Origin of the sequence: Mycobacterium sp. 2YAF39 (assembly GCF_052114565.1) — a bacterium.
GTDB lineage: Bacteria > Actinomycetota > Actinomycetes > Mycobacteriales > Mycobacteriaceae > Mycobacterium.
In genome coordinates this window covers 1-22,145 of sequence record NZ_JBFREZ010000015.1, presented here as the reverse complement: position 1 = coordinate 22,145, position 22,145 = coordinate 1, and the positions used below count along the sequence as shown (strand labels likewise).

13 protein-coding genes are annotated in these 22,145 nt (G+C 67.1%); 4 read left to right on the top strand and 9 right to left on the bottom strand.

All coding sequences use genetic code 11. The features are described 5' to 3' along the window. Positions 1-5 precede the first annotated feature (5 nt). Positions 6-1,148 carry a molecular chaperone DnaJ gene (gene dnaJ, locus AB4Z42_RS27340; RefSeq protein ID WP_442012387.1) on the bottom strand — a complete coding sequence of 381 codons (1,143 nt, stop codon included), beginning with the start codon at positions 1,146-1,148 and terminating at the stop codon, positions 6-8. 50 nt (positions 1,149-1,198) lie between these two features. Beyond that, the gene (gene hrcA, locus AB4Z42_RS27335) at positions 1,199-2,230 is read right to left on the bottom strand and encodes a heat-inducible transcriptional repressor HrcA (protein ID WP_442012386.1); all 1,032 of its coding nucleotides are present in this window, start codon (positions 2,228-2,230) and stop codon (positions 1,199-1,201) included. 160 nt (positions 2,231-2,390) lie between these two features. On the opposite strand from hrcA, the gene AB4Z42_RS27330 reads away from it, so the two are divergent. Further along, positions 2,391-2,711 (top strand): type II toxin-antitoxin system VapB family antitoxin, encoded by a 321-nt coding sequence (locus AB4Z42_RS27330; RefSeq protein WP_442012385.1) that lies wholly within the window; start codon positions 2,391-2,393, stop codon positions 2,709-2,711. On the opposite strand, the gene AB4Z42_RS27325 is transcribed toward AB4Z42_RS27330, so the two are convergent. From AB4Z42_RS27325 to AB4Z42_RS27315, 3 genes are all read right to left on the bottom strand, one after another. Then, entirely contained in the window at positions 2,708-4,096 is a 1,389-nt protein-coding gene (locus AB4Z42_RS27325) for an FAD-dependent oxidoreductase (protein ID WP_442012384.1), read from the bottom strand. The genes AB4Z42_RS27330 and AB4Z42_RS27325 overlap by 4 nt on opposite strands. Positions 4,097-4,205: 109 nt before the next feature. Then, entirely contained in the window at positions 4,206-4,862 is a 657-nt protein-coding gene (locus AB4Z42_RS27320) for a response regulator (RefSeq protein WP_442012383.1), read from the bottom strand. Next, positions 4,862-5,530, bottom strand: coding sequence for a DUF998 domain-containing protein (locus tag AB4Z42_RS27315; RefSeq protein WP_442012382.1), 669 nt, complete (start codon positions 5,528-5,530; stop codon positions 4,862-4,864). Before AB4Z42_RS27315 ends, AB4Z42_RS27320 begins: the two co-directional genes overlap by 1 nt. A 111-nt stretch (positions 5,531-5,641) precedes the next feature. On the opposite strand from AB4Z42_RS27315, the gene AB4Z42_RS27310 reads away from it, so the two are divergent. Together AB4Z42_RS27310 and AB4Z42_RS27305 are read left to right on the top strand one after the other, a co-directional pair. Continuing rightward, positions 5,642-8,236, top strand: coding sequence for an ABC transporter ATP-binding protein/permease (locus AB4Z42_RS27310; protein ID WP_442012381.1), 2,595 nt, complete (start codon positions 5,642-5,644; stop codon positions 8,234-8,236). Continuing rightward, complete coding sequence (locus AB4Z42_RS27305; RefSeq protein ID WP_442012380.1) at positions 8,233-9,987, top strand: ABC transporter ATP-binding protein; 1,755 nt, start codon at positions 8,233-8,235, stop codon at positions 9,985-9,987. The genes AB4Z42_RS27310 and AB4Z42_RS27305 overlap by 4 nt, the downstream gene beginning before the upstream one ends. A 10-nt stretch (positions 9,988-9,997) precedes the next feature. Here AB4Z42_RS27305 and AB4Z42_RS27300 read toward each other — a convergent pair whose 3' ends face one another. From AB4Z42_RS27300 to AB4Z42_RS27285, 4 genes are read right to left on the bottom strand one after another with little or no spacing between them, the layout of a single operon-like run. Beyond that, on the bottom strand, positions 9,998-10,207 hold the full coding sequence (locus AB4Z42_RS27300; RefSeq protein WP_442012379.1) for an MbtH family protein: 210 nt from the start codon (positions 10,205-10,207) through the stop codon (positions 9,998-10,000). Continuing rightward, entirely contained in the window at positions 10,185-11,486 is a 1,302-nt protein-coding gene (mbtG, locus tag AB4Z42_RS27295; protein ID WP_442012378.1) for an NADPH-dependent L-lysine N(6)-monooxygenase MbtG, read from the bottom strand. Before mbtG ends, AB4Z42_RS27300 begins: the two co-directional genes overlap by 23 nt. Then, positions 11,483-15,832, bottom strand: a complete 4,350-nt coding sequence (locus AB4Z42_RS27290; protein ID WP_442012377.1) for an amino acid adenylation domain-containing protein — start codon at positions 15,830-15,832, stop codon at positions 11,483-11,485. Before AB4Z42_RS27290 ends, mbtG begins: the two co-directional genes overlap by 4 nt. After that, a complete protein-coding gene (locus AB4Z42_RS27285) occupies positions 15,829-20,928 on the bottom strand; it encodes an amino acid adenylation domain-containing protein (protein ID WP_442012376.1) in 5,100 nt (1,699 codons plus the stop codon). The genes AB4Z42_RS27290 and AB4Z42_RS27285 overlap by 4 nt, the downstream gene beginning before the upstream one ends. Before the next feature lie 196 nt (positions 20,929-21,124). Here AB4Z42_RS27285 and AB4Z42_RS27280 point away from each other — a divergent pair, with 196 nt between their 5' ends. After that, on the top strand, positions 21,125-21,985 hold the full coding sequence (locus AB4Z42_RS27280; RefSeq protein ID WP_442012424.1) for an LLM class F420-dependent oxidoreductase: 861 nt from the start codon (positions 21,125-21,127) through the stop codon (positions 21,983-21,985). The last annotated feature ends 160 nt before the right edge of the window (positions 21,986-22,145 follow it).

Sequence of the window (22,145 nt, the reverse complement as noted above, 5' to 3'; positions counted from 1 at the left end):
GGGTTCTAGCGACCGGTGAATGTCTCGCGCAGCCTGCTGAACAGTCCGCCGCCGGAGGAGTTCGAATGCGCGGTCCGCACCTCGGCGATGTCGCGGCTGCGCTTGTCCTTGAGCTTGCGCAGCAATTCGATGTCCTCGTGGTCCAGCCGTGACGGCACCACCACATCGATGTGGGCGTGTAGGTCTCCCCGCACACCGGATCGTAGGTGCGGCATTCCGTGCCCGCGCAGCGTCGTGACCTGACCGGGCTGGGTGCCCGCCGCGATGGTGATCTCGGTCGGGCCGTCGAGGATCGCGTCGACGGTGACAGAGGTGCCCAGCGCAGCGTCGACCATCGGCACGGAGATCGTGCAATGCAGGTCATCGCCGTCGCGGACGAAGATTTCGTGGGCCTTCTCGTGTACTTCGACGTACAGGTCGCCCGCCGGTCCGCCACCGGGGCCGACCTCGCCCTGCGCGGCGAGCCGCACGCGCATACCGTCGCCGACGCCCGCGGGGATCTTCACGCTGATCTCGCGTCGGGCGCGCACCCGACCGTCGCCGCCGCAGCGATGACACGGATCGGGGATGACCTCGCCGACCCCACCGCACACCGGACAGGGACGTGACGTCATCACCTGGCCGAGCAGCGAGCGCTGCACGGTCTGCACCTCACCGCGGCCGCCGCAGGTGTCACATGCGACCGGGGCCGACTTGCCGTGGGTGCCCTTGCCCTGACACAGGTCGCACAGGATTGCGGTGTCGACGGTGACCTGTTTGGTCACGCCGGTCGCACATTCCGAAAGGTCCAGCCGCATCCGCAGCAGAGAATCCGAACCCGGCCGAACGCGGCCGATCGGTCCGCGCGAGGTGGCTCCGCCACCGAAGAACGCCTCGAACACGTCGCCGAGGCCACCGAATCCGCCGAATCCGTTGCCCGCGGCGCCGGCCGATTCCAGCGGATCACCACCAAGGTCGACGATGCGGCGCTTCTCCGGATCGTTAAGCACTTCGTATGCGGCGCTGATCTCTTTGAACCGCGCCTGCGCGTCCTCATCCGGGTTGACGTCGGGATGCAGTTCGCGGGCCAGTTTGCGGTATGCGCGTTTGATCTCTGCATCACTCGCGCCCTTGCTCACACCGAGCAGCCCGTAATAGTCGCGTGCCACGCTGACCTTGCCTGACCTTTCGTGCTTGTTCGTGCCTGTTGGCACCGGGTTTATCGGCTACCCAGGACTTCGCCGATATAGAGAGCAACCGCGGCGACATTGGCGATAGTTCCCGGATAGTCCATCCTTGTCGGTCCCAGCACACCCATGCCGCCGTATACCTTGCCCGAACTTCCGTACGCAGTGCTAATCACGGACGTTCCGGCCATCGCCTCGGCCTCGGTTTCGTGGCCGATCCGCACGGTGATCTTGCCTGCCTCCTGCTGCGCCGCGAGCAGTCGCAGGACCACCACCTGTTCCTCGAGCGCCTCGAGCACCGAGCGAAGCGACCCGCCGAAGTCCGCGGTATTGCGGGTGAGGTTGGCGGTGCCACCGAGCATCAGCCGTTCCTCGCTGTGCTCGACAAGCGTCTCCACCAGCATCGTTGCCGACCTCCCGACCGCGTCGGCGAGTCCGCCCTTGCCGTTGAGCCCGGACGCGAGGTCGGCCACCGCGACCGATGCGGCGGCCAGCGGCTTGCCTTCCAGCGCCTGTCCCAGCAGATCGCGCAGCTTGGCGACGTCGTTTTCACCCAGGGCGTCACCCAGTTCGACGATGCGCTGGTCGACGCGGCCGGTGTCGGTGATCACGACGAGCAGCAGCCGCGCCGGCGTCAACGCGACCACCTCCAGGTGTCGCACCGATGACGTCGACAGCGTCGGGTACTGCACGATGGCGACCTGACGGGTCAGCTGGGCAAGCAGGCGCACCGCACGGCGGAGCACATCATCGAGGTCGACGCCCGATTCCAGGAAGCCGAGAATGGCGCGCCGTTCGGCTGACGACAGCGGTTTGACGTCCGCCAGCCGGTCGACGAACTCGCGGTAGCCCTTCTCGGTCGGCACTCGACCCGAGCTGGTGTGCGGCTGAGCGATGTAACCCTCGGCCTCCAGGACCGCCATATCGTTGCGGACGGTCGCACTCGAGACACCGAGATTGTGGCGCTCCACGAGCGACTTGGAACCGATCGGCTCCTTGGTGGACACGAAGTCGGCCACGATGGCGCGCAGCACCTCGAATCGACGATCATCGGCGCTACCCATGCGTTCACCTACCCTTCGTACCGTGTTGGGATTCATTTTACGGCCATCATCAGCGGCGATAGCGCGCGAGCGGCTGTCGGCGGTGCGCATGGGGCGTTTGAGATAGCCTCTGCAAGGTGATGCGTTTGCCTCGGGGGACGACGCTGGGGATGGATACCGCATGATCTTCAAAGGGGTTCTCGACGGACGGCCCTACCCGGAGCACGGCCTGTCCCACCGGCAGTGGGCGCAGATTCCGCCCCGCCAGATCCGGCTGGACGAACTGGTGATGACCACGACGGTGCTGGCACTCGATCGGCTGCTTTCGGAGGACTCCACGTTCTACGGCGACCTCTTCCCCCACGCAGTGAAATGGAAGGGCGACGTATATCTGGAGGACGGCCTCCACCGCGCCGTGCGCTCGGCGTTGCGTAACCGGATCGTGCTGCACGCCCGGGTGTTCGACATGGATGTGCCTATGTCCGAACAGGTCTCGATCTAGGTCCGTTCGGGCACGTTGCCGAAGAGCGACCCCAGACCTTCGGCCATCGTCGGGTGTGCCAGCACTGCATCGCGCAACACTTGATACCGCATCCCGCCGATCATCGCCATCTGCACGACGGCCATCACCTCGCCGGCCTCCGGGCCGAACATCGTGAACCCGACTATCAGGTCGTCGGCACCCACTAGGGCCTTCATGAAACCCCTTGTCTCCCCCGTGGTTTGGGTGCGTAATACCGCGCTCATCGGAAGTCGCGCCACCCGGACCTCCACACCGTTGCGCTGCGCCTCCCGTTCGGTCAGCCCGACGCGCGCAAGCTGCGGATCGGTGAACATGCAGCTCGGGACCAGCCGAGCGTCGGCGGAGCGATCTCCCCCGGCCAGGTTGTCCCGCAGGATCCGGTAGTCGTCGAACGAAACATGGGTGAATTGCTCATGGCCTGCGCAACATTCGCCGATCCCCCACACGCCGGGCGCGGTGGTCTCCAGCCGGTCGTCGACGTCGAGGAAACCCCGGTCGTCGACCCGGACGCCCGCGATGTCCAGACCGATGCCCGCCGTGTTCGGCACCCGCCCGGTGGCGATCAGCAGATCGCTGCCCTCGATCCGCCGGTCACCCGATGGCGTGCGGACCTCGACGGTCACCTCGCTGCCGGTGCGCCCGCGCACGGCGACGGTGTCGGCCGATTCGACGACTTCGACGCCCTCGTCGGCGAACAGACGTCGCAGTTCGTCGGCAACGTCCCCGTCCTCGTTGGCGGCGATCTGCGCGCCGTGCTGCACGATCGTCACGCTGCTGCCGAACCTGCGGTACGCCTGTCCGAGTTCCAGGCCGACGTAGCCGCCGCCGAGGACGATCAGATGGGCAGGCACATAGTCCAGCTCGAGCAACTCGATGTTCGTCATCGGCGCCGCTTCGGCGAGCCCGGGAACGTCGGGAATCGCTGCGTGCGTGCCGAGGTTCAGAAAGACACGGTCTGCGGTCAGCGTGCGAGCACCGCCGTCGACGAGTTGCACCTCGATGGTCCGTGGCGCGACGAAACGCCCACTGCCCATGACGAGTTCGGCGCCGGTGTTCTCGTACTGCTTGCGGGTGCCGTCGACCATGTAGTCGACCATGTCGCGTTTGCGCTGTCTGACCCTTTCCATGTCGACGGCGACGGGACCGGTGTCGAGGCCGAACGTCGCAGCATGACGTGCGAGGTCGGCGACCTTGGCGCTGGCGATCTCGTTCTTCGTCGGTAGGCAGTTGATGTTGGGGCAGGAACCACCGATCCATCGACGTTCCACAACTGCGGTCCGCTGCCCCGATTGCGCAAGGTGCCAGGCGAGATACATTCCGCCGTTTCCGCTGCCGAGGATCAGGGCGTCGAATTGTTCGGTCATCGCGAGAATCCCCTTGTGCGCTGGTGTCTCACCAGAATCGAACGCACCGGAGGCGCTGTCTCCCCAGCTAGCCCCCATCGGTGTACCGGTCAGCCGGTACGCCGGTACGCTATCGTGCGTCGAGGAAGGCGAGCACCGCGAGAACTCGGCGATGGTCCTCACCCGTCTCGGGCAGACTCAGTTTGTTCATGATGCTGCGGATGTGCTTTTCGACCGTGCCTTCGGTCACCCAAATGCGGTGCGCGATACCGGCATTAGACCGGCCCTCGGCCATCAGCGCCAGCACCTCGCTCTCGCGCTCGCTCAGCACGCTCAGCGGATCGTCTCGTCTGCGTGCGGATACCAGCTCGCGCACCAGTGCCGGATCGACCACCGAGGCCCCCCTGGCGACCCGTTCGAGCGAATCGATGAAGTCGGCGACATCGGTGATGCGGCTCTTGAGCAGGTAGCCGATGCGATCACCGGCTGCCAGCAGGTCCATCGCATCGTCGACGGCCACGTGCGCCGAAAGCACCATGATCGCCGTATCCGGTAATTCCTGCCGGATCAGCCTGGCCGCGTCGAGACCCTCACTGGTGTTCGTGGGCGGCATCCGGATGTCGGTGACCACGAGGTCCGGCGTCATGGCACGAACCAGGCTGAGCAGCTGCTCGCCGTCGCCCGCCTGACCGACGACCTCGAATCCCGCGCCTTCGAGCAGACTGGCCAAGCCCGCCCGCAGCAGGACGTCGTCGTCGGCGAGCACGACTCGCGTTGTCTCAGCCATCAACCCACTCCTTCCGCGTGCGGTGCCACCACATCAAGGCGGGGTCGGATCAACAGCACGATGCCGGTGAAAAACTGCCACACCAAGATCGTGTACACGCAGCCCCGCTCGACGAGGCCGAGGTGCACGAAGTCGCCGGCCCACTTGCTGTAGGTCTGCAGCATCGCGGCGATCACCAAACCCGCCACCCCGATCATCACCCCGATCGGCCGGTACCAGCGCGTCGACACACCACGGCCGATCACCACCGACCCCACCACGATGGCGACGTTGCCGCCGCCTATCGCCAAGAACGCACCGAAGCCATGCAGCCATTCGTAGCCGTCGTTCCACAGCGGCGAGAAGCCGTGCACGAGGCCGATCAGGAAGTTTCCGACGGCGTTGATCGCCGTCAACAGCACAAACGCCACGCCTGCCCAAGCTCCGCCGACAGCGCGGACGGCCCCGATCGCGCCGCCGAGAAACAGCACACCCTGCAGGTAGAAGGCCCAGTTCATCAGCGATGCGCGCGGAGACCATTCGGGGACGCCGAGCACGCTGATGTATTGGGCGACGTAGCTGTAGGACGGGACGGCGGCCGCGGCGATCGCCTCGAAGGCCACGAAGATGACGGCTGCACAGATCCACGCAGCGGCGACGACAGTGAGTCGACGCTTCGAAGTCGTCATCGCCACAACGGTAGAGCAGTGCGTGCATCCCGGAAGCGACGTGACCTGTGGGCGCGATCTCAGGTTAGGCTACGCTAACTAACTGCATCCGCCGAGCAGAGGACTGTGTACATGGGAAGAGGCTTGCAGGGTGCGCTGCTGCGCGGCTTCGGGGGGCGTGACCACGAGGCCACCGTCACCGAGGTCTCGCGGGTGGCGCCGCACTTCGTGCGGATCACCATGTCTTCACCGACCGTCTTCGAAGACGTCACCGTCGAGCCGACGGCCTTTCTGCGCTTCTGGTTTCCCGACCCCGCGGGCAGCGACAGCGAGTTCCAGCGCGTGTACACGATCGTGTGGGCCGAACCGGACACCGGCCGGTTCGCAGTGGACGTGGTGCTGCACGAACCGTCCGGTCCCGCGAGCCACTGGGCGGCGAGGGCCGAACCGGGCATGACCCTTCCGGTCGTATCGCTGGGTTCGCGAGGGTTCCATGTACCCGACGAGTTGCCCGCCGGATTCCTGCTCGTCGGCGACTCGGCGTCCATACCGGCCATCAACTCGATCCTCGACGTGCTCCCGGCCGACGTCGACGTCGAGGTGTACCTGGAACGGCACACCGCCGACGACGACCTCATCCCGATCACCGATCATCCGCGCCGGAATCTGCACTGGGTGGACAGGACCGACGAGCTCGCACTGGCCACCGCCATCGAGGACCGGGACTGGTCGAACTGGTACGCATGGGCAGGCCCAGAGGCCAACTCGCTCAAGGTTCTTCGCAAACGCTTGCGCGAGGTGTTCGGATTCCCGAAGTCCGACCTGCATGCGCAGGCGTACTGGAATCAGGGCCGCGAAATGGGCAGCCGTCGCGACAGCGACGACAAGACACCCGACACCGTGGCGGCGACTCCCGAAACCACCGAGGCGAATGTCGCGTCCGTGACCGAGGCGAACGCGCCCAAGGGCCAGTGGCGGTCGCAGGCCGCCAAAGGCCTTCTGGCTCCGGTGAAGCCGCAGCTGATCGCGACCGGTGTGCTCGAGGTGCTGATCACCTTGCTGCAGCTGGCGCCGTTCGTCGTGCTGGTCGAACTGGCCAGGCAACTGCTGTCGGGGTCCGGCGAATCGCTGCGGGGCACGTTGGTCGTGTTCGTGGTGCTTCTCGGCGCGGGCACCGTCTTCAGCGCGGCGCTTTTGTTGTGGCTGCACATCGTCGACATGCGCTTCAGCGCGACGATTCGGCGACGACTGCTCGACAAGCTCGCGCGGGTGCCGCTGGGGTGGTTCACCCAGCGCGGGTCGGGTGCGGTCAAGAAGCTGATTCAGGACGACACCCTGTCGCTGCACTACCTCGTCACCCACGCGGTGTCGGATGCCGTTGCCGCCGTGGTCGCACCGATCGCGGTGCTGGTGTACCTGTTCATCGTCGACTGGCGGCTGGCGCTGATCCTGTTCATACCGATCGTGATCTACATCCTCACGACGTGGACGATGGTGTACCAGAGCGGACCGAAGATCACCGAGGCATCCCGGTGGAGCGAGCGGATGAACAGTGAGGCCGCCGCGTATCTCGAAGGGCAGCCGGTGATCCGGGTGTTCGGCGGTGCGGCAGCCTCGTCCTTCAGGCGCAGCCTGGACGACTACATCGAGTTCCTGAATGTCTGGCAGCGTCCGTTCATCGGCAAGAAGACGTTCATGGACCTGGTCACACGTCCGTCGACGTTCCTGTGGCTCATCGCCTCGGCGGGAACCCTTTTCGTCATTTCCGGTTCGATGGCGCCCACCACCCTGCTGCCGTTCCTGATTCTCGGAACCACATTCGGCACCCGCCTGTTGGGCATCGCGTTCGGATTCGGCGGACTCCGCGAAGGCATGCAGGCCGCCCGCCGCATCGCGGTCGCCCTCGACGAGGACGAACTGGTCACCGGCGACACGCACGGCGCGGCGTCGTCGGCTCCGCCCGGCACCGTCGCCTTCGAGAACGTCGGCTTCGGTTACCGCCCAGGCGTTCCGGTCATCGACGACGTCAGCATCACCCTGCGACCGGGAACCGTGACGGCACTGGTCGGGCCGTCGGGCTCCGGGAAGTCGACGCTGGCATCGCTGCTCGCGCGGTTCCACGACATCGACAGCGGCGCGATCCGGATCGGCGGCCGCGACGTGCGGGCGCTCACGCCCGACGAGCTGTACACCCAGGTCGGTTTCGTGTTCCAGGACGTCCAGCTGGTCAACGGAAGTGTGCGTGACAACATGGCGCTGGCCCGGCCGGAAGCCAGTGCCGCCGAGGTCGAGGCGGCCGCGCGCGACGCACAGATCCACGAGCGGATCATGCGGCTGCCGGACGGATATGACACCGTGCTCGGTGCCAGCAGCCAGCTTTCGGGAGGTGAACGGCAGCGATTGACGATCGCCCGGGCGCTGCTGGCGGATACCCCGATCCTGATTCTGGACGAGGCGACCGCGTTCGCCGATCCAGAGTCGGAATACCTTGTGCAACAAGCGTTGGGCCGTCTCATCCGCAACCGGACGGTGCTCGTGATCGCTCACCGCCTGCACACCATCACCGAGGCCGACCAGATCGTCGTCCTCGATCGCGGGCGGATCGCCGAAATCGGCAGTCACGCCGAGCTGCTCAACGCCGACGGCCGCTACCGGCAGCTGTGGGACAGCAGAGGAGGCGACGCCCGCACATCCGGCGGCGTTCTCGCCGGCGAGGCCACCCGATGATCGGCAATCTGCTCCGCCTGATCCCCGCCGGACACCGTGGCGTGCTCATCGCCTATGCCGTGCTGTCATTCATCTCGGTGATCCTGCGCGCCGCGAGCGCGTTGCTGCTGGTGCCGCTGCTCGGCGCGCTGTTCAGCTCCGTGCCCACCGACGCCCTGACGTGGCTCGGCACCCTCACCGCAGTCACCGGGGGCGGGTGGGTCGTCGACATGATCTTGGCGCGCATCGGTTACCGCATCGGGTTCGCGCTGGTGAACGACACTCAGCACCGCATGGCCGACCGGCTGACCGACATCCCGCTGGGCTGGTTCACCACCGACAACACGGCGATGGCACGCCAGGCGATCGCCACGAGCGCTCCTGATGTGGTCGCGTTCGTCGCAAACCTGCTGACACCGTTCCTCGGCGCCGTGCTGCTGCCCGCCGCGATCTCGGTCGGATTGTTCTTGGTCTCTTGGCAACTCGGCGTGGCGGCGGCGATCACACTGCCGCTGCTGCTTGGTGCCCTGGTAGCGAGCCAGCGGATCGTGCGCGCCGCCGACGCCGCCGACTCTCGCGCGCACAACGCGCTCACCGAACGCATCCTCGAGTTCGCGCGCACGCAGCAGGCCCTGCGTGCCAGCAGGCGAGCCACGGCGGCGCGCAGCACGACCGGTGAGGCCGTGACCTCGGCGCAGGGGGCCACGATGAGGCTGTTGCTGTTCCAGATTCCCGGGCAACTGTTGTTCAGCGTCGCCAGCCAGATCGCGCTCATCGTGCTGGCAGGCACGATCACCACCCTGGCGGTGCGCGGTCAGATCGGCGCGCCCGAGGCCGTCGCGCTGCTGATCGTCCTGGTGCGGTTCCTCGAACCCTTCACGGTCCTGGCGGACCTGTCGACCGCCGTCGAGAATTCCCGCGGGGTGCTGGCGAACCTGCGGAGCATCATCGACGCCCCCCGCACATCGCAGGCCACCGACGGCGCGGCGCCAAGCGCGCGAACCCATTCGCCCCGTATCGAATTCCGTGATGTCAGTTTCCGTTACGACGGCTCCGACGCGGATGTCCTGGCCGGCCTCGACTTCGCCCTCGAACCGGGCACCACGACCGCGATCGTGGGACCGTCGGGGTCGGGAAAGAGCACGATCCTCTCGCTCATCGCGGGTCTGCACACCACCGATCGCGGCCACATCCTGGTCGACGGAACCGATATCGGCGATCTCGACGCGGCCGCGCGCCGCGCGCTGGTGAGCATGGTGTTCCAGCATCCGTATCTGTTCGACGGCGCCATCGAAGACAACGTCCGGGCCGGCCATCCCGAGGCCGACGACAGCGATGTGCGGCAGGCGATGTCACTGGCCCGTGTCGACGAGATCGTCTCGCGCCTACCCGACGGCGAGTCGAGCCGGGTCGGCGAGGCAGGCGCCGCACTCTCCGGCGGTGAGCGTCAGCGGGTCAGTATCGCGCGGGCGCTCGTGAAACCGGCGGGAGTGCTGCTGATCGACGAAGCGACCAGCGCACTGGACACCGAGAACGAGACGTCCATCACCGATGCGATCACAGACGATCCACGCGGGCGCACCCGTGTCGTCATCGCGCACCGGCTCGGCGCGATCCGCAATGCCGACCAGGTGTTGTTCGTCGCCGACGGCAGGATCGTCGAGCAGGGCACGATCTACGAACTGACCCAGCGGGGTGGGTATTTCGCGGAGTTCTGGCGTCAGCAGGAACAGAGCACCGGGTGGCGGATCGCCGCAGCAGAACCGGCGTGAGCCTTCGACTCTAGCCCAGGGCGGCGCGGAAGCTCAGTGGGCGGATATCCGCCCACTTCTCTTCGACGTAGGCAAGGCAGTCTGCGCGCGAGCTCTCCCCGAAGCCGACGCGCCAGCCGCCGGGCACAGCGGCGAACGCCGGCCACAGGCTGTGCTGTCCCTCGTCATTGACCAGCACGTAGAACGTGCCCTTTTCGTCATCGAATGGATTCGTGCTCATCGCTTCTCTCCAATGAAAGATCGGTTGCCGCTTTCAGGTCAGCACCGAGTACCCGGTCTGACAACAGCCCGAGGCAGGACAGGTTCGGAAAGCCGGGGCCCTGGGTGAGTCCGGACAAGCCGGGCAGGAACAGTTTTGGCGTGACGTCGGTGACGGCCAGATCGTCTCCGATGGATTCCTGCACCGATTCACCGGTGAGCTGACCGCCGAGGCCGAGTTCCAACAGATCCAGTGCGTCCTGACCCAGCAGCGGCACGAACCACAAGGCGTCGGCGCCCGATCCGTCGATCACCAGATCGAACCCGTGCACCGTCTCGAGGTTCTCGCCGCCCTGATTGGTGCTCAGCGTCAGGCGGATTCGGCTGTCGCGCGCCACCGCGTGGGCGACGCGGCCCCGCAGGTGCCGGATGCGATCGTCGGCAAGCAGTGCATCCTGCACGCGCGCGGAGAAGACTCCTCGGTCGGTGCGGGCCAGCGCATCGCGCCGTTCCGCGAGGGTGAGTCCGCTCCAGCCGGTCGGATCCGAGAACAGCGTGTTCTCGAAGAATCCCTCGCCACGGGTGAACAGAGTGACCCCGGGAGAAATGACGGTGATCGTCGAAACCCTATGCCGGAAAAGCTCATTGAGCATCGAGGCGGCGGTTTCGCCTCCCCCGATGACCGCGACGCGCTCGGCCGAGAGGTCGCTGCGCGCTGCGCGGTGCCAGAACTGCGCGATCGACAGCACCCGGGCGTTACCCGGCAGGATCGAGCGCTCCGGTTGTCCCGGCCCGGTGATCATCACACCATCGGCGAGCACCCTGCGCTCAGGGGTGTGCAGCGCCCAACGCGGCGCGTCGGCGCCGTTGTCGACGGAGATCCGGGTGACTTCGCCGCCGACGATCTCCATCCCGCAATTGCCCGCGACCCAGCACAGGTACTGGCTCCACCGACGGTGAGTGGGCGCAGGCCGGCCGCGGTCCACCCATTCGGCGAACTGCCCGGTGCCGATCAGATACGCCTGCCAGCTGTGCCGCGTCATACGTTCGTCGAGTTCGGCGTTGCGACGCGGCACCAACGACGAGCGGTAGGGAAAGCCGACGTCCTTCTCGGGACCCGTTCCGAGCCGGTGCCGGCCGTCGGTCCAGCCGCCCTCGGCCTGCCAGTTGGCGGCAACGCCCGTGCGTTCCACCGCAACGACTTTGGGCACATCGACGCCCATGTCGTGGAGTTCGGCCGCCTTGGCTGCCACGGCGACGGCCTTGGCACCTGCGCCGACGACGGCGAGGGTGGGCCTCATGGTGCAACCTCTCGCAAGGAGTCCTGCCACATCGACTGCAGGGTGGCGACGTCGTCGGCAGAGAAGATGTCCGGAAGCGTGCGCCACTGCGTGCCGAGCACCTGGTTATCCCCTTCGCCGATCACCGCCGCCAGGATGGTCAGCTCGTGTCGCACCGCGAGGTCGGGCTCCGGGAGCGGCGAGACGTTCGCGAGCAGTGCGCGATCCGGTCGCAGCTCGCCGCCCACCGCGACGTGGATCCGGCCAAGGAAGTTCAGCAGCACCTGCGGTTCTGCATAGGACCGCAGCCGCTGCGAGGTATCGGGTCTCAGATAGCGCAGCAGGCCGTAGTCGATCCCGTCGCCAGGCACCGCGTCGATGCCGGCACCGGCGCGGATGCGCAATGGATAGATCGCGGTGAGCAGGCCGACGGTGTCGGAGGTATCGGCACCCTCGACCAATGCGTCCGCGCGACCGTGGGTTTCGAGGGCCAGCAGCGGCGTCGTGAGGTCCTGCCCACGGTGCCTGCGCCACCGGGTGACGGTCCGCGCGGCCGCGACCGCGAGCAGGTTCTGCGTGGGCTCGGCGGCGTTGAGCAGGCGCTTGGACACCCCGGCATCGGTCAGCGAAATGGTGACGACGACGTCGCCTATCCGGTCGGTCTGCGGTCGAACGCGACGGGTGCCCAGGATCGGGTCGTCACCGTCGAGTTGTGCCGCCCAGAAGTCACACGTGTCGAGGTCGGCCGCACGCTCGGCCAGCAGCCGCGTCCAGCGCCGATAGCTGGTGTGCTCCACTGTCGGCACCGGATCGCGCCCCGACGCAAGAGTGTGCCAACCCGCGTCGAGTTCGCCGAGGAGGATCCGCCATGACGCCGGATCCATTGCGAGGACGTGTGCCGTCAGCACGAGTACACCCGGACCGTCGGGCTGCCGCAGCCACACCGCGGACAGCAGCGATCCTTGTTGCGGATCAAGACGTTCCACAGAATTGTGGGTCTGCTCGGCGACCGCGTCGGTGATATCGCCGTCGACCCACACCTCGGTCAGGATGTCCCGCGGGTCGTGTTCGACCAGGGTCATGGTGGCGCGGTCGAGGCGGCGCCGCAGGACCTCGTGACCGTCGACGACGGCCGCCAGCATGCGGTCAAGGTGTGCCCTGGTGATGCCGTCCGGCAGCCGGATCGCTTCGGTCTGCGCCAGGCGGCGCGGTTCGCCCTGCTCGAACAGCCAGTGCACGTTGGGCAGTACCGGGATCGGGCCGCTGTCCTCCTCGTCGCGACGGTCCACGGTGACCGACTCACTGTCGATCGCCGCGGCGAGCTCGCGGACCGTCGCACATTCGAGCATCAGCCGCGCCCGCAACGGGATACCGCGCCTGCGGGCACCCTGCACCACGGACAGCGCGACGATGCTGTCGAGCCCGAGCGACAGGAACTCCGCGGTGACGTCTATCTCGGCACCGTCGAGCAGATCGGCCAGCACGGCGGCGAGCGCGGACTCGGTCTCGGTTTCGGGTGCGGCCGACGGACCGTCGTCGACGGAGATGGCGGCGAGCGCGGTTTCGTCGATCTTGCCGTGCGATGTCAGCGGCATCTGGTCGACGATCACGATGCTCTGCGGAACCATGTAGCGCGGCAACCGCTTCGACAGCATCGCGCGCAGTTCCGAAACATCGGGTGCCGGTTCGACGGCGACGTAGGCGATCAACCGGGGTCCACCCCGGACCCTCTCCCGAACCGCGACGTGGGCATGCCGCACCGCGGGGTGGGTGTGCAGCACCGCCGCGATCTCGGCGGGCTCGACGCGGAATCCGCGGATCTTGACCTGCGCGTCGGACCGGCCGAGGAACAGCAAGGCACCGTCGGGCTGGCGTCGCACGACGTCGCCGGTCCGGTACATCCGCTCGCCGTCGATGAACGGGTCCGCGACGAACCGGGCCGAAGTCTCGCCGGGCCTGCCAAGATAGCCGCGGGTCAGCTGGTGCCCCGACAGGTAGAGCTCCCCCGCCACGCCGTCGGGCGCGGGACGCAGCCACGAATCGAGCACGTACGCGCGCGTCGACATCGTGGGCCGCCCGATCGTGGGCCTCTCGTGTTCGGCGATCTCGGCGACGACGGCTTCCACCGTGGATTCGGTTGGGCCGTAACAGTTGTAGGCCGACATACCGGTGCGTGCGCATTCGTCGCGGATCTGATTCCACGCCGGAAGACCGATCGCCTCGCCGCCCAGGGCAAGCACACCGAGAGGCACCGTGGTCAGCAGGCCGACGGCGTGCAACTGGGCGAACATCGACGGCGTGGTGTCGATCATGTCGATGCCGTGCCGCGCGATCGTCTCGACCAGCGCCTCGGCGTCGCGTTGGACGTCGTTGTCGACGATGTGCACCGCGTGGCCGTCGAGCAGCGCAACGAGTGGCTGCCATGCGGCGTCGAACGTGAACGACCAGGCGTGCGCCACGCGCAGCGGGTGGCGCAGGCGGGCCGCCGCCGGGCGCAGGACCGCGACCGCGTGGTCCTCGGCGTACGCCAGCAGCGCCTGATGAGTCCCGACGACACCCTTCGGTCGCCCTGTCGTACCGGACGTGAAGACCACATACGCGGCCTGGCCGGGACGGGCAGCAACCGGCTGGAAGCCGTCCAACGGCTCCGGTGCGCTGTCTGACATCAGCGCATCGTCGACGACGACCGCGGGCGTGCACTGGCCGAGGATGTCCGCGACGCGGTCGGTCGGCATCGCGGGGTCGAGGGGAACCATCACTGCGCCCGCCTTGAGCACGCCGAGCATCGCGATCACATACTGCGGACCGCGCGAAAGGCTGATCGCCACCGGGTCTTCCACCCGCACGCCGCGCGACACCAGCACGGCGGCCAGCCGGTCGGCGGCCTCGTCCAGTTCGCGGTACGTGAGTGCGCCGTCGGACCAGCTGAGCGCAGGCGACGCGAGCTTCGTGTAGGCGATCTCGGTGAACTTGGTGTGCACACCCGTATCGCTGGGCGCCGGAATCGATTTCGCGGCCGCCGCCGGCGCCTCACCGTCGAGCAGGACGCTGACATCGCGAAGCGGGCCGTCCCATCCGGCGATCAGTCGCCGCACCGTTTCCAGCAGGCGTTCGCCGAGCGATTCGGGGCTCATCGATCCCAGCGCACCGTCAATGACCTCGACCAGCACCGTGAGCTGATCGTCGACCATATGGGCGGCGATGGTCACCGGGAAGTGCGAAAGGCTCTCCAGCGACGCAGGCCGGAACGTGGCGCCGTTGGCCGTGAACTCGCCACCACCGACCAGTTCGCCTGGCGGAAAGTTCTCGTAGACCAGCAGACTGTCATACATTTCGCCGACGCCGCCGAGCGAGCGGATTTCGGAGTGGGCCAGATAGCTGTGGTCGCGCAGCCTGGCCGCTTCGCCCTGCAGCGCAAGACATTGCGTTCCGACGCCCGCGGCGGGATCGAGCCGCACCCGCAGGGGCACGGTGTTGATGAACAAGCCGATCATCGCCTCGACGCCCGCGAGTTCACTGGGCCTGCCGGACACGGTGACGCCGAATACCACGTCGCTGCGGTCGGTGAACGCCGACAGCAGCATCGCCCACGTCATCTGGACGAGGGTGTTGACGGTGACGCCCCGCGACCGTGCGGCGTCGGCCAATCGGGCAGTTGTATGCCGGTCCAGTTTCAGTTCGGTGCGGCGCGGCGAACCTGTCGGAGCTTCACCTGAGGTCAGCGAGGGCGTCACCAGCGTCGGGCCGTCCAGGCCGCCGAGGTGATCCCGCCACAGCTGCCGACTGACGTCCTGGTCGCGTCCCGCGAGCCACCCGATGTAGTCGCGGTAGGGGCGCGGGGGCGGTGGCAGCACCGCCGTGTCGCCGCCGACGCGGTACAGCGTGATCAGTTCGCCCATGAACAACGGCAACGACCACCCGTCGATCAGGATGTGATGCGCGACGATGACGAAGCGCCAATGCGATTGGGGCACCTCGATGATCACGAACCGGATCGCGGGTCCGCGTTCGAGGTCGAACGGGCGCAGCCGCTCGTCGGTGTCGAGCGCGTCCACCTCGTCCGCCGTCGCTGTGACCGTGCGCCATGGCGGCTCCACCCGAGTGGGGACCACCTGCACCGGCCGGCTGAGGTCGCCGTGGAAGAAGCTGGCGCGTAAGTTCGGATGGCGTTCCAGAAGCGCTGCGGCGCATTCGCGCAACAGGTCCGGGTCGAACGCACCGACGACGTCGGCCGACATCGCGATCACATACGGGTCAGCTGCGCCGTCGTCTCCTCTGCTCAGCCTCGACAGCGAGAACAGCCCCTGCTGCAGTGGGCTCAACGCCATCACATCCTCGACGGCGACCTTCGTTTCGGTCGCGGTCACGGCTCACCGTTCTGGGACGACGAGAACAGGGCCGTCACGGTCGCGAGTTCGTCCGCCGACAGTCCCGATGCGGCCATCGGCTCGTGATGGGAATCGTCTCCTTGCGGTGCCGCACCGGCATCATCGACGGTCGCCGCCAGGTCGTGAATCGTCGGATGCTCGAACACCATTCGCGCGGTCAGGGCAATTCCGGAATCACGCGCTCGCGCGGCGAGTTGGACCGCGAGGATGCTGTCACCGCCGAGGCCGAAGAAGTTGTCGTTCCGCCCGACCTCGGTTAGTTCCAGTGCCTCGGCGAGCATGGCCGCGAGCGTGCGTTCCGTCTCGGTGCGGGCAGGTTCGGAGGGACCGACTCGTGTAGCAGGTGCCGACGGTGTCTGCTCTTCGGCCTCGATGACGTCGAGGCGGCCGTCCTGCGTCCAGCGGGCTCGCGTTCCGTTGGCGCGCAGGAGGGTGGCCTGATCGTCGTCTTCGTGGGTGTACACATCACCGATGACGCCCACCGCGACGGCATCTCGCCAATGGTCGAGCACGCTGACGCGCGCCGCGGTGCTGAACGTGTAGACCTGCTGTCGTTCTTCGCGATCGGCGATCTGGACGTCCCGCAGTCTCTGGTCCGGATCGTCTGCGAACGCCGAAAGGACCCGGCCCAGCCACCGCACCATGCGTTCGGCCGTCGTGCGCCGGTACAGGTCGGTGCGGTAGATGACGTGACCCCGATAGCCGTCGTCGGTCGCGAAGAAGTTGACCGACAGGTCGGCGTGCGCGACGTCGAACGGTGGCTCGAGCGCGGTGAACAGCGTATCGCCGTCGTCGCCGGACTCCACGAGATGGCCGGTCGGCAATGCTTCGCGTACGTGTACGACGACATTGAAAAGTGGGTTGCGCGAAAGCGATCGCGTCGGTTTCACCGCGTCGACGACGTGGTCGAACGGGAGGTCCTGGTTGGCGTATGCCTCCAGAGCGGTGTCGCGTGCACTGCGCAACACCTCACGCAGCGACGGGTTGCCGCTCAGATCGTTGCGCAGCACCACGATGTTGATGAAGAACCCGACAAGCGCGTCAAGCACCGTCTCGGTGCGCCCGGCCACCGGGGTGCCCAGCGGGATGTCAGATCCCTCCCCCGCCTTGTGCAGCGCGATGGCGACCGCCGATTGCAGCAGCATGAACTCGGTCACGCCGAGTTCGCGGCTCAGGTCGGCGAACTTCGCGCGGGTGGACGCGTCGATGACGAACTCGACGGCGTCGCCCTCACCGCTCAGCACCGCGGGACGCGCGAAGTCCGGTGTCAGGCCTGCAGTCTCGGGCAGCCCAGCGAGTTGCTTGCGCCAGTAGTCGCGCTGCGCCGCAACGGGTCCTTCGGTGTCGGCCAGCAGCGCGGCCTGCCACGCGGCGTAGTCCGCGTACTGCACCTGCATGGGTGTGAACTCGGGTGCCTCACCGGAGCGGCGGGCACGGTAGGCGTTCAGCAGATCGTTGAACAGCACCATGGCCGACCAGTGGTCGGCGGCGATGTGATGGACGACCAAGGACACCACGTGCGCATCGGACGTGGACAGCAACGCGGCCCGGATCGGCAGGCTGCGTTCGAGGTCGAACAGGTGACGCCGTTCGTCGTCGAGTTCGGTCTGCAGCCACACCTCGTCGTCACCGCGGGCTCGCCGCACGGCAACATCGTCTGCCTCGTCGATGATCTGGTACGGCATGCCGTCGATCTCGCGGTAGGTCGTTCGCAGCACCTCGTGGCGGGATACGACATCACGCATCGCCTGCACGAACGCGTCGGTGTCGCACGGACCGGTGAGCCTTGCGGCGAAGGGGATGTTGTTGACGGTGTTCGGCCCGTCCACCCGGTACTGGAACCACATGCGGAGCTGTGGGGCCGACAACTGCAGCGGACCCCCGCGAGGGATGGCGACCAACCGCGGGCGGCGGGTCCCGGCCGCCGACTCCGCATCGATGCGCTCGGCCAGTCCCGCGACGGTGCCGAGTTCGAACACCTCACGGACACCGATGTCGACGTTGCACTGATCTCGCACCTCCGCAACCAGTTTGGTCGCCAGCAGTGAGTGGCCGCCGAGATCGAAGAACGAATCGTCGGCGCCGACACGGTCACGTCCGAGTAGCTCGGAGAACAGGTCCGCGATGTGTCGCTCGGTTCCCTCGGCGGGCTCACGGTATTCGGCACCGGTGCCGACGTCCGGCTCCGGCAGTGCCCTGCTGTCGATCTTGCCGTGCGCCGTGATCGGGATCTCAGCGAGCACAACGTATGCCGCAGGATTCATGTATTCCGGCAGCGCTGCGGCGACCCGCGCCCGGATACGTTCGACGTCGACGTCCTCGACGTCGTCGGCCGGCGTCAGGTATCCGACCAGGCTCTTGCCGAGGTTCGGCAGATCGCTGACCACGACGACCGCCTGGCCCACGCTGGGATCGACGGAGATCGCCGCGGCGACCTCGCCGAGTTCGATCCGGAAGCCACGGATCTTGACCTGCTCGTCGGCGCGGCCGACGAACTCGATGTCGCCGTCGGCGTTGCGGCGGGCAAGATCGCCCGACCGGTATACCCGGCCGCCCGGCGTGAAAGGGTCCGCGACGAACCGCTCGGCGGTGAGCCTCGGCCGACGGTGATAGCCCTGCGCGACATGGGTTCCGCCGATGTAGATCTCGCCGATGACGCCGACGGGTACCGGCTTGAGTGCATCGTCGAGCAGGTGGATCTGGGTGTTGATCTTCGGCGTGCCGATCGGGACGATCTTCGTGCCCTGCTTGCCGTCGACCTTGTACCGGCTGGCGTTGATGACGGTCTCGGTCGGGCCGTAGAAATTGTGCAGCAGCGCATCGAAGGTGGCGTGGAACTTGTCGGCGAGCTCGCCGGGAAGCGCCTCCCCGCCGATCGGCACCCGCTGCAGTGTCCGCCACTGGCTGACGCCGGGGAGCGACAGGAACAGGCCCAGCAGCGAAGGGACGAAGTGCATCGAGGTGATGCCCTCGTCGCGCAGGAGGTCGGTGAGGTAGCCGATGTCCCGCAGCCCGTCGGGGCGCGGAATCACCAGCCGCCCACCGCATCCCAGCATGCCGAAGATCTCCCCGATGGAGACGTCGAAGCTCGGTGACGCCACCTGCAGCAGACGCTCCCCCTCGTCGATCCCGTAGTCACCCTTGAACCAGACGAAGTACTCGGCAACGGGGCGGTGTGGCACGGAGACGCCCTTGGGCAACCCGGTCGAACCCGACGTGTAGATCAGGTAGGCGGTGCTTTCCGGGTTCAGCGGACGAACCCGTTCGGTGTCGGTCGGGTTCTCACCGGAGAAGCTGTCGAGATCGGTGACGGGCTCACGCAGAACAAGTTTCGGGTCGGAGTCGGACAGGATGAAGCGCAGCCGATCCGCCGGGTAGGTCGGGTCGACCGGCAGGTATACCGCGCCCGCCTTGATCACCCCGAGCGCGGTGATCACCAACTCCGGCGAGCGGTCGAGGAGCACCGCGATGCGATCCTCGGTGCCGATCCCCTGACCGATCAACCAATGCGCGAACCGGTTCGCCGTTTCGTTGATCTCACGGTAGGTGTAGTGGCGGCCTTCGTAGACCACCGCCACGTCGTCCGGCGCACGAGCGACCTGAGTTTCCACCAGAGTGGCCAATGTCTGTGCCGGGGTATCGAATTTCTCGCCCGTCGACACGCGATGCAGCCAGTCGAGGTCGGCGGGCCCCATCACGTCGAGTTCACCGACGGGCAGGTCGGGGGTTGCCAACGCGCTGTCCAGTAGCACCGCGTAGTGCTCCAACAACTGCCGCGCGAGCGCCGCGTCGAGAATCTCGACGAGATACTCCGCTTCCACCACCACGCCGGATTCGCCGAACTCGACCATGAATCCCAATGGCAGCTGGGTGAACTGGGCGCGCAGGTCGGCCCGCTCGCAGGTGATACCCGGCGGGTTGAAGCCCGCGCCGTCTGCGCCACGCGACCCGAACGTCACCCGGGTCATGCGCTCCGCGCCGTGACGGCGGTCGGGATTGAGCTCGCGGACGATGCGATCGACGTTCACCCGCTGATGTGCGAACGCGCCGACAGCCGCGTCGCGGGCCTGCGCGAGCGTTGCGCGGAAGGTCTGGGTTCGTTGCGGGCGCAGCCGCATCGCGACGGTGTTGCCGTAGTACCCGATGACGTTCTCGAGGTCTGCGGTGCGATTGAGGACCGGCGCGGCCACCAGGAAGTCATCGGAATGGGTGTATCGGTGGATCAACGCCGAAAACGCTGCCAGTAACACCATGTACGGCGTCGCGCCGGACTCCTTGGCCAGCATCGTCACACGTTCGACCGTCGCGTCGGGCAGTTGCAGCGTGGTGCGCGCTGACCGCCAATTTGTCGGGATCGCAGAACCGTTGGGCCCCGGAAGCTCAAGTGGCTCCGGTGGATTCGCCATCGTCGTGCGCCAGTACTCAAGGTCTTCGGCGGGCGGATCGCTCGCATGGGCGGGAACGGGCACGGGCGTGCCGAGCCGCTCGCCGCTGTACGCCCGCGTGAGATCGGCGAAGAACACCCGCCAGCAACCGTCGTCCCACGCGATGTGATGGGCGACCAGCAGCATGATGTGCTCGTCGGTTCCGGTGCGGACCAGAGTCAGGCGCAGCGGCGCGTTTGCACTGAGGTCGAACGGGGCGCTGAACTCTCTCTGCGCCAGCACTTCCAGGCGCAACCTGCGCGAGTTGTCGGAAAGGTCGGACAGGTCATGTGCGGACCAGCCGGGCCGCAGATCGTCGTGAACGGTCGGTTGCGGTTCACCGTCGGCATCCGCTGCGTAGGTGGTGCGTAGCAGCTCATGCCGCGCCGCCACGGCGTTGACGGCATCGCGCAATCTCGCGATGTCCAGCGCTCCGGTGATGCGATACGACAGAGAGACGTTGAGGATCGCACCGGTGGGGTCGGCGGTCTGGACGAACCACATGCGGCGCTGCCCGTCGGACATGCCAGCGGCGCCGGGTGATACCGCCGTCTCGGCGGTCGACTTGAGCCCACGCTCGGCCAGCTTGCGGCGCAGTAACTCCAGCCGGCGCTCATCAAGCTCCTCGCGGGTATCGGCGATGTCAGTCACGCGTCGGCTCCACTTTCTCTGATCGGTCCGGGGCGTCGAGGCCGGTGCGCGGAGGATGCAAATTAGCGCAGGCTGTCCTAAGTTTGTGAGGTTACCCTAAATCAGCTTGTCGAAGACCCGTACATCCGGGGTGTGAGACGTGGCATGGACCAGCCGTCGTAGCGTGAGCGGGTCGGCACTGGGAAAGGATCACCGGATGGATCTGGCAGGCGTTGGTGTGTGGAGTTCGCAGTTGCGCTACGGCGATGCCGGCGAGGCCGCCCAAGCCGCGGCGGAGCTGGAGGAACTTGGGTTCACCGCACTGTGGATCCCCGACGTCGGCGGACCCGTGTTCGATTCGGTGGCGCAACTGCTCTCGTCGACCAAGCAGGTGGTGATCGCCACCGGAATCCTGAATCTGTGGATGCACGAGCCCGCCGATGTCGCGGCGTCCTACGCGACGCTGACGGCGAAGCATGGTGAGCGCTTCCTGCTGGGCATCGGGGTGAGCCACGCACCGCTCATCGATTCGAAGGAACCCGGTCTCTACCGCAAGCCGCTGGCCGCGACACGCGCCTACCTGGATGCGATCGACGCGACCGAACAGCCCGTGCCCGTCGCCAACCGGGTGCTGGCCGCGCTGGGCCCGAAGATGCTCGAACTGTCCGCAACGCGGTCCCGCGGCGCGCACCCGTACCTCGTCACGCCCGACCACACCCGCTACGCCCGCGAGCACCTCGGCGACGGTCCGCTTCTTCTGCCCGAGCAGACCGTGTTGCTCACCTCGGACAGGGATGAGGCCCGCGCCGTCGGGACGGATTGGCTGCGGTCCTATCTGGCGCTGCCGAACTATGCGAACAATCTGCTGCGCTCCGGCTTCTCGGAGGAAGACGTGTCGTCGGTGAGCGACCGCCTCTTCGACGCAATCATCGCGTGGGGTGACGAGGACGCCGTGCTGGCCCGGGTGAACGAGCATCTGGCCGCCGGTGCCGACCACGTCTGTGTCCAGGTGCTCACCGCGGATCCGAGGGAATTCCCGCGCGAGCAATGGCGCAGGCTCGCGGCCGCGCTGAACTAGCCGTCACCTCTTCAGGCGGCGTTGGGTTCTGGTCCGCCGGGTTCGTGCGTGTCGTTGTCTTCGGCTGATGGTTTGTCGTCGTCGGGTGGGTGGAGTCGTTCGGGGCGGTGGTAGTCGTTGACGCGGGCTTGGCCGGTGTCGAGGTGCTTCGGTGGTAGCC